The following is an 8,413-nucleotide window of genomic DNA, read 5'->3' on the forward strand; positions in this document are numbered from 1 at the left end:
TGGCTTTCTTGGGAAGAGGTATGCTTCTATGCAGGAGTTTTAGACTTACCTACAGTTCCTGTACTGGCAAGGGTATCGCTCAGTAATTATACACAACAGCTTTACGAGAAAGAGATATTGACCTTGACTGCCCAACCAAGCCAGTTTGGCTCTGTAGATGCCCAAACGCAGCTTTTATGCACCTGTGAGGGTATCGTCACTCGAAATATAGAGGCTTTTGAAGTGGATGACTTTCAACATCATGTGTTCAAATATGTGCGTAAAGGTCACGTAAAAACCGATGAACACTGGACTAAAAATTGGAAAAAAGCAAATGTTAACTATAGATAACCAAACATGGGAATATTGGAGTGCTCGATACGATTGGGTACGCCAAATGGACAATGTGCCACAAGATGCAATTCATCATGCAGAGGGCAATGTGGCAGTACATACTCAAATGGTATTAGAGGCATTAACCTCATTACCAGAATACAAAGAATTGACACAAACTGAACAAAGTATTTTATGGTATGCTGGATTGATGCATGATATCGAAAAACGTTCGACTACCGTCGTAGATGAGCATGGGAGAATATCGTCGCCTGGGCATGCTAAGAAAGGCGAACGAACGGTGAGACAAATTCTTTATCAAGACTTTGCGATGCCATTTGAGTACCGAGAACAAATAGCCAAACTGGTACGCTATCACGGTTTACCTTTATGGATTTTTGAAAAAACTTCACCAGATCAAACGCTCATCAAGGCTAGTTTGGAAGTAGATACTAAACTGCTGGCGATGCTGGCAAAGGCAGATGTATTGGGTCGTATTTGTGAGGATCAGAAACAATTTTTGGAAAAAGTAGCGCTATTTGAACTCCTTTGCCAAGAACAAGAATGTTGGGGAACTAAGCGAGTATTTCCCTCAAATTATAGCAGATTTGAGTTTTTTCGTCAAGATTCTCTCTATCCTGATACCTTGTTGTTTGATGAATCAAGAGTAAAAGTGATTCTTATGTCAGGCATAGCGGGTACAGGTAAGGATTACTGGATTCAAAAAGACTGTGGAGACTTGCCCGTAATAAGCTTGGATGATTTGCGAAGAAAGCTCAAAATTTCTCCAACGGATACCAAGGGAAATGGAAAGGTAATTCAACTTGCCAAAGAACAAGCGAAGGAATATCTTAGAAACCAACAGAATTTTGTTTGGAACGCTACAAATATTACCATGCAAATGCGCGAACAGCTGATATCATTGTTTGTTATCTATAATGCTTTTGTAGAAATAGTGTATCTGGAAGTACCTTACAAAACCTTATTACAACAGAATTCAAAACGACAAGAAGTCGTTCCTGAAAAAGTTATACAACGTATGATTGAAAAGTGGGAAGTGCCTAACCTCTGGGAAGCACACGAAGTAAAATATGTTTGTAAATAGATCATTAAGTTAGTACGCAAAATAAAGTTTAAGATTGTGCTTTAAGCTTTCAGGTATCGGCTTTCGGCGGTGGGCTATGGGAAAAATGCTTGTCCGTGGTCGTTAAAAACATTTAACACTCTTTGCCTTGTACCTGTTGCCTTGTACCTGTTGCCTTGTGCCTAAAAATATTATTTTGGTATTGTTCAGCCTTTAGCAAAAGTTTAACGCTGTTAATGAAATGTTAAAGGATACGAACTTGTAGGCGATAAACGTTAATTTTGAACTATGAATTCAAAGACCTTACGCATATTTGTTGCGCTGTCAATCTTGCTAATGGCGGGCGTTATTGTAATCCAATATTTTTGGTTTAAGCAGGCTTATAATATCCAAGACCGAGATTTTGACCAGCGTGTGACTTCCGCTCTAAGAGTGGTAAGTCGTCGTATCCTTGATTTTAATAATAACCCTAATAATAAACTTTTGCAACCCGTCGAGCGTGTGACCTCCAACTATTACACTGTTCAAACGAATGATACCATCAACGCAAAAGTATTGGAAGAGTTCTTGAAACAGGAGTTTGCCAGAAGTGATATTCGTCTCAATTTTGAGTACGGAATTTATGATTGCTTGAGCGACAGAATCAACTATAAATCTTTTGTTTGTCATTCCGAAAACTGCGATAGAAGCGACTCTACGGCACATTATCGTTTTCCAGACCTCAATATCCATAATTATTATTTTGGGGTATATTTTCCTGATAAAAAATTCTTTTTGCTAGGCGATTTGGATAACTGGTTTATTTCATCGACCATCCTTTTGGTGGTAATGGCTTTCTTCGTGTATGCGCTCATGGTGATTTTTAAGCAAAAACGTCTTTCCGAAATTCAGAATGATTTTATCAACAATATGACCCATGAGTTCAAAACGCCTATTTCTTCTATTTCTATTTCGTCTGAGGTTCTGATGAAACCCGAAATTGTCAATACGCCAGAGCGATTGTTTAGTTATGCGTCAATTATCAGAAAAGAAGCCTCTCGACTCAAAAAAAATGTAGATACCGTACTTCAAACAGCCAATATCGACCAAAAAATTGATAAGCTCAATCTGGAGGAAATAGATGTGCATGAGCTTCTAGAAGATTTGAGTATCAACTGCGAGCCAATTTTTAAAGAAAGAAAAGGTGAATTATTGCTTGATTTACAAGCAAGTACAGCAATTATTAAAGCTGATAAGCTCCATATCAGCAATGTTATCCACAATTTGATTGATAATGGACTCAAATACTGTGAGATCATTCCAAAAGTGAAAATTAGTACTTACAACCAAGGAAATGATATAGTGATTAGTATTCGAGATAATGGAATAGGTATTTCGGAGCGTGATCAAAAATACATCTTCAACAAATTTTTCAGAGTACACACAGGCGATGTCCACAATGTGAAAGGCTTTGGCTTAGGATTGTATTATGTCAAAGAAATGGTAGAAGGACACAAAGGAAAAGTTGAACTCAAAAGTAAACTAGGCGAAGGCAGCGAGTTTCGCTTGTTTTTTCCGCAAGTGAGAAATATTTAGTAATTGAGTGAAATGTGAACGAGTGATTTTCCAAATAGGGTGCGACTTAAGTCGCACCCTATTTGGAAAAACTACTCAAATGTTAGTCATTTATTGACTAAAAATTAAAAATGGCGGTCGAAAAACTAATTTCGACCGCCATTTTTAATGTTATATTTTAGGAGAATACCTCTTTAGACGCAAAGTATTGCGTAAAATACCCATTAAATATAATCACTCAATCACAAAGGGTAGTCCTTCAAAAACTCTCGTGTGATAACGATTTTTTGTATTTCGGAAGTACCTTCGCCAATCGTGCAAAGTTTGGCATCACGATAAAATTTTTCTACTGGAAAATCTTTGGTATAGCCATATCCTCCGAAGATTTGGACAGCATCGGTAGATACCTCCACTGCAATTTCAGAAGCATAATATTTAGCCATTGCGGCTTCTTTGGTCATATTGGTTCCTTCCATTTTAAGCACAGCAGCGTGGCGAGTCATCAGTTCGGCGGCATGAACTTTGGTAGCCATATCTGCCAACTTGAAACTAATTCCTTGAAACTGCACAATAGCTTGACCAAATTGCTGGCGTTCTTGTGCATATTTTGCGGCGGCGGCCAAAGCACCTTTGGCGATACCCAAAGACAAAGCAGCAATCGAGATACGCCCTCCGTCCAAAATTTTCATGGCTTGCTTAAAGCCATCGCCTTCTTCGCCCAAACGAGCAGATACAGGGATTCGACAGTCTTCCAGAATAACTTCGGCTGTTTCGGAGGCACGCATACCAAGTTTATTTTCTTTTTTACCGAATTTCAAGCCAGGGTTTCCTCTTTCTACGATAAAGGCCGTGGCGTTGTTTTTAGCACCAATTTCGCCTGTGCGTGCCATAATGACTACGATATTTCCTGACTTACCATGTGTAATCCAACATTTAGAGCCATTGAGTACATATTCGTCACCCTCACGACGTGCCACGCAAGTCATGCGAGCCGAATCTGAACCAGTATTGGGTTCGGTCAAGCCCCAAGCACCAATCCATTCGCCAGAAGCCAATTTCGGGAGATATCTTTGTTTTTGTTCTTCGTCACCAAACTGTAAAATATGATTGGTACAAAGTGAGTTGTGTGCTGCCACCGATAGACCAATTGAGCCACACACTTGGGCGATTTCTTCGATGATGCTCACATACTCTTGATAGCCCAAACCAGAGCCACCGTATTGTTCAGGTACTAGAACACCCAAAAATCCTTGTTGCCCTAATTGATGCATCAAGTCGATAGGAAAGTGTTGTGCTTCGTCCCATTCCATTACGTATGGACGGATATGGCGCTCGGCAAATTCTTTGGCCGCAAGGCGGACTAAATCATTTTTTGAATTGTACATTTTATAGTTAAAGGTTTGTTGATAAAGTGTAATTTTTAAGCAAATAGTCTATAAAAAGAATCTAAAGACTATTAGGTTTGTCGATTTTTTATCATCTTTATACTAACAAGATAACGAACTAAAGATGATTTTTTGATGAAAAAGTCCTGGAATTTCTAAAAATATTTTAATTATGCAAAATTCTTCATTAGCAAACCTCGATATTTCTATTGCCTCTTCGGGTGTAGCGACGCTCACTTTTTCGCATCCACCAACCAATGCAATGCCAATTGTACTTTTGGAAGATTTGGCGAATGCCATAGAAAAATTGGCAGAAGATTCTAAAGTGCAAATCATTATTTTGCAAAGTGGCGGAGAGAGAACTTTTTGTTCGGGAGCCGATTTTAATCAGTTACTCGCCATTGATAATTTGGAAGACGGTAAAATTTTTTTTAGCGGTTTTGCCAAAGTAATCAATGCTTGTCGAAAATCTTCGAAAATTATTATTGGTCGTGTACAAGGTAAAGCCGTTGGTGGAGGCGTTGGTTTGGTGGCAGCCACCGATTATTGCTTCGCAACTCGGGCAGCAAGTATCAAACTAAGCGAACTTCATATAGGAATCATTCCTGCGGTGATAGAACCAGCCGTAAGTCGAAAAATTGGACTTTCCTCATTTTCGAAAATGTCTTTGAAGCCTACCGAATTTTATTCGGCACAATGGGCTTTGGAACAAGGATTGTTTTATGAAGTATATGAAACCATCTCTGAAATGGACGATGCTGTAAGACGAATGGCCGAGCAATTGGCTACTTACAACCCCGAAGCATTGAGCGAACTGAAAAAAATCTTATGGCAGAATACAAATCATTGGGATACCTTACTGTATGAAAGAGCGGAAATAAGTGGAAAATTGGTTTTGAGCGAGTTTACCAAACAGGCCTTGCGTAAGGTTTAAAAGATACTTTCAAAAAGTATCCATACTAAGCAATCTGTAAGAATTACTTATTCGTATATATAGCAATTAAGTAGTTGATTAACAGCGAATAATGAAGGTTTGAAATGCAATAATGTTTTGTTGTTTATCCTTTTTTTATAGGTATCCATTTACAAGAATCTAATTAGATAAATTAATCTAAAGGAGACACATTCCGAAAAGTACTAATGATTGGAATTATTTCGAGCGAAGTACACAAAAGCACTGGTTTTGTATACCAGTGCTTTTTTTATAGTCAAAACTGGGGTGTGTTCGAGGTTATTTACTATTCTTGAAATAAATAATGGCAATTTCTCGCACAATTTTTGATGAGTAATTAATTTTACTAATACGCAATTAGCTAGTAGCAATTCAATTAATCAATGATTCATGGCAAAGAGTAAACCTTCGAGTACTGTAAAACCTCAGAGCGCCAAATCTGTGGAAACTCAGTCAACAAAATCCGCCTCAACCGTCAATTTTATCGCTCCTCCTATCGAAAATACACCTCGTAATTTCAAAATACTTTTGGGTATCATCATAGGAGCTACTTTTATCGCTTATCTACCTGGCTTTCAGAATGGATTTGTATGGGACGATATGTTTTATATTGTCAATGATGAAGACCTTCGCAAGGTTTCGTTCGATAACTTTTATAAGCTTATTAGTGATTTTTATTTGGGTAACTGGCATCCACTAACCATGCTTACTTATTACTTGGAATATACCCTCGTAAAAGATACAGCATGGGTGTATCATCTCAACAATACCATTATCCATATCTTCAACAGTATTTTGGTATTTAAGATTATTGAAAAACTTAGTAAAAACTTTTTAGTGGGGGCAGTTACGGCAGTTCTTTTTGCGATTCACCCTTTACACGTCGAATCAGTCGTATGGGCGGCAGAGCGTAAAGACGTACTTTACACATTATTTCTTTTGCTTTCTTTTAGACAGTATCTCAAGTATAGCGATATACTGGAAGAATCAGGTAAAACCCAATGGAACAACAAGCATCTTTGGTTTGCTTTAATCTTGTTTGTTCTTTCGTGTTTCTCGAAAGGTATGGCCGTAATCTTACCTGTCGTATTTTTATTGACCGATTATTTCTTGTTAAATCGTCGTAATCTCGTTCAGATAGGGATTGAAAAAGCGCCGTTTTTCTTAATATCACTTATTTTTGGTTTGATTTCTATCAAAGCACAAAGCGAGGCTGGAGCCAACGCCACTAAAGTAATTAGTTCATCTTATACCTTAGGAGAGCGTTTCTTTATGATAAGTTACGGAATGCTAACTTACTGGCTCAAAATGCTTGTTCCTGCCAATATGTTGGCGTTTTATCCATATCCACAAAAACCAACAGGTACGATACCTAGTTCGTATTATTCTTCGTTTGCAGGTATTATTGTTATTGCTCTTTTGGTATATTTCTTGGGTCGTCGCAACAAACTGGTCTGGTGGGGAGGATTATATTTCCTAATCGTAATATTCCCTGTTTCGCAGGTATTGCCTGTAGGTAGTGCATTGATGGCCGACCGTTATTTTTATGTGTCATCTATTGGCCCCTTGATGTTGATTGGCTTATTTGCAAACTATCTTTATCAAAAAGCCTCTACCAACAAAGCATTTCCAAGTATTGCTACGATTATTTTGCTAGCATTTACCTTTTTGTCATTCCGCCAGTCTACCAAATGGAAAGATACGCTTACGCTGTTTACGCCAGTTTTTGAGAAATATCCTAACGACCCAATGGTCACAAGTAATTTAGGATGGTATTGGTTTTTGAAAAAAGATAATGAAAAAGCAAAATTTTATTTTGAAGAAACCCATAAAACTAATTTCAAAACGGCGGATGTTCATACGGCATTAGGACAAATTTACTTTGACGAAAAGAAATATAAACTCACGGTTGAAAACTTTGAAGCTGCCCTAAAATTAAAACCTGAAGAAATGAAAAACCTTCACTGGATGCTTGGAGGAGCATATTTCTATACAGGAGAATATGACAAAGCCATTGCCGAAAGCCAGATTGCCTTGGATAAATCTGATAACAAAAATCAGTTTGCCAACAATATTATGGGTTTGGCTTTGTGTAAAAAAGGTGATGAAGTAGAAGGACGAAAATATTATGAAAAAGCATTGTCGCTTGACCCTAAGTTTGCCGATCCTTATGTCAACATCTCTACGATATACAATCATCAAGGGAACCATCAAAAAGAAATCGAAGTTCTACAGAAAGCATTAAAGGTTGATAAGAAAGCCATGACAGCCTACAAAAACCTTGGTGTGGCTTACAAAACCCTTGGCAAATGGCAAGATGCTATCAAGATATGGGAACAAGGGGCGCAAATGGACGCCAAAGATGGAAGTTTTTACTATAATATTGGATTGGAATACGGCCAGCATGGCGACATTCCGAATGGGGTAAAGGCTATGCAAAAAGCCGTCGCACGTGGCGATTCGAATGCCATCAGCTTTTTGACGGTGAGAGGTATTCCACTAAAATAGAAAATCACTTAGCTATGTGGGTAAAGTTTCTTGAATTTTACCCACATTCGGAAGCTCACACAAGAAAATCTCATGTATAAATTGTTCGCTCAGTTGTTGATTGCATTGGTACGCGTTTATCAGGCTATAATCTCTCCATATTTTCCTAATGCTTGTCGCTACAATCCAACGTGCTCTCAGTACATGATTGAAGCGATTCAAGAATGGGGCATCTGGAAAGGAACACGTCTCGGTCTAAAACGTATTGCTTCTTGTCATCCTTGGGGTGGTAGCGGGCATGATCCAGTGCCTAGAAAAGGTGAGAAACATTAATTGTAAGCAAGTAAAAGAAGTTAAGTAGGAAAACGGTATTAGTTAGCAGTATATCGGTTATTGTAAGACATTCATAATCAAAAGTTTATAGTCAAAATTTGCCTTAGATTTACTATTAATTTAATCTTTCCTGCTAAGTAAAAGGAAAGATTAAATCAATAGTATCTCAAAGGTGAAAATCAAGGTTAACTTTTTGATTATTAATATATTATAATAACTGATATACTGTTAACTAATAACGTCTTGTTACTTACTTACGCAAAATAAACTTAAATTTTTGAGCCTTTAGCTTTCAGCTATCGGCAT

Annotated in this window: 7 protein-coding genes; 6 read left to right on the forward strand and 1 reads right to left on the reverse strand. The window is 37.8% G+C overall.

Going from position 1 to position 8,413, the window contains the following annotated elements; translation table 11 throughout:
- The 3 genes from ACOVQ4_RS03670 to ACOVQ4_RS03680 all read left to right on the forward strand — a co-directional run.
- Positions 1–330 (forward strand): RNA ligase family protein (locus ACOVQ4_RS03670; protein ID WP_421819301.1); only part of this gene is annotated, 330 nt, incomplete at its 5' end.
- Positions 314–1,417 carry an AAA family ATPase gene (locus ACOVQ4_RS03675; RefSeq protein WP_421819302.1) on the forward strand — a complete coding sequence of 368 codons (1,104 nt, stop codon included), beginning with the start codon at positions 314–316 and terminating at the stop codon, positions 1,415–1,417. The genes ACOVQ4_RS03670 and ACOVQ4_RS03675, both read left to right, overlap by 17 nt.
- Before the next feature lie 267 nt (positions 1,418–1,684).
- A complete protein-coding gene (locus ACOVQ4_RS03680; protein WP_421819303.1) occupies positions 1,685–2,971 on the forward strand; it encodes a sensor histidine kinase in 1,287 nt (428 codons plus the stop codon).
- Between the two features lie 221 nt (positions 2,972–3,192).
- On the opposite strand, the gene ACOVQ4_RS03685 is transcribed toward ACOVQ4_RS03680, so the two are convergent.
- Complete coding sequence (locus tag ACOVQ4_RS03685) at positions 3,193–4,335, reverse strand: acyl-CoA dehydrogenase family protein (RefSeq protein ID WP_421819304.1); 1,143 nt, start codon at positions 4,333–4,335, stop codon at positions 3,193–3,195.
- A gap of 172 nt (positions 4,336–4,507) precedes the next feature.
- On the opposite strand from ACOVQ4_RS03685, the gene ACOVQ4_RS03690 reads away from it, so the two are divergent.
- The 3 genes from ACOVQ4_RS03690 to yidD all read left to right on the forward strand — a co-directional run bounded on the left by ACOVQ4_RS03690 (position 4,508) and on the right by yidD (position 8,107).
- Positions 4,508–5,269 carry an enoyl-CoA hydratase/isomerase family protein gene (locus ACOVQ4_RS03690; RefSeq protein WP_421819305.1) on the forward strand — a complete coding sequence of 254 codons (762 nt, stop codon included), beginning with the start codon at positions 4,508–4,510 and terminating at the stop codon, positions 5,267–5,269.
- 408 nt (positions 5,270–5,677) lie between these two features.
- A complete protein-coding gene (locus ACOVQ4_RS03695; RefSeq protein ID WP_421819306.1) occupies positions 5,678–7,795 on the forward strand; it encodes a tetratricopeptide repeat protein in 2,118 nt (705 codons plus the stop codon).
- Positions 7,796–7,867: 72 nt separating this feature from the next.
- A complete protein-coding gene (gene yidD, locus ACOVQ4_RS03700; RefSeq protein WP_421819307.1) occupies positions 7,868–8,107 on the forward strand; it encodes a membrane protein insertion efficiency factor YidD in 240 nt (79 codons plus the stop codon).
- The last annotated feature ends 306 nt before the right edge of the window (positions 8,108–8,413 follow it).

The organism is Flectobacillus sp., from assembly GCF_049240685.1.
In the GTDB taxonomy this organism is placed as follows: Bacteria; Bacteroidota; Bacteroidia; order Cytophagales; family Spirosomataceae; genus Flectobacillus.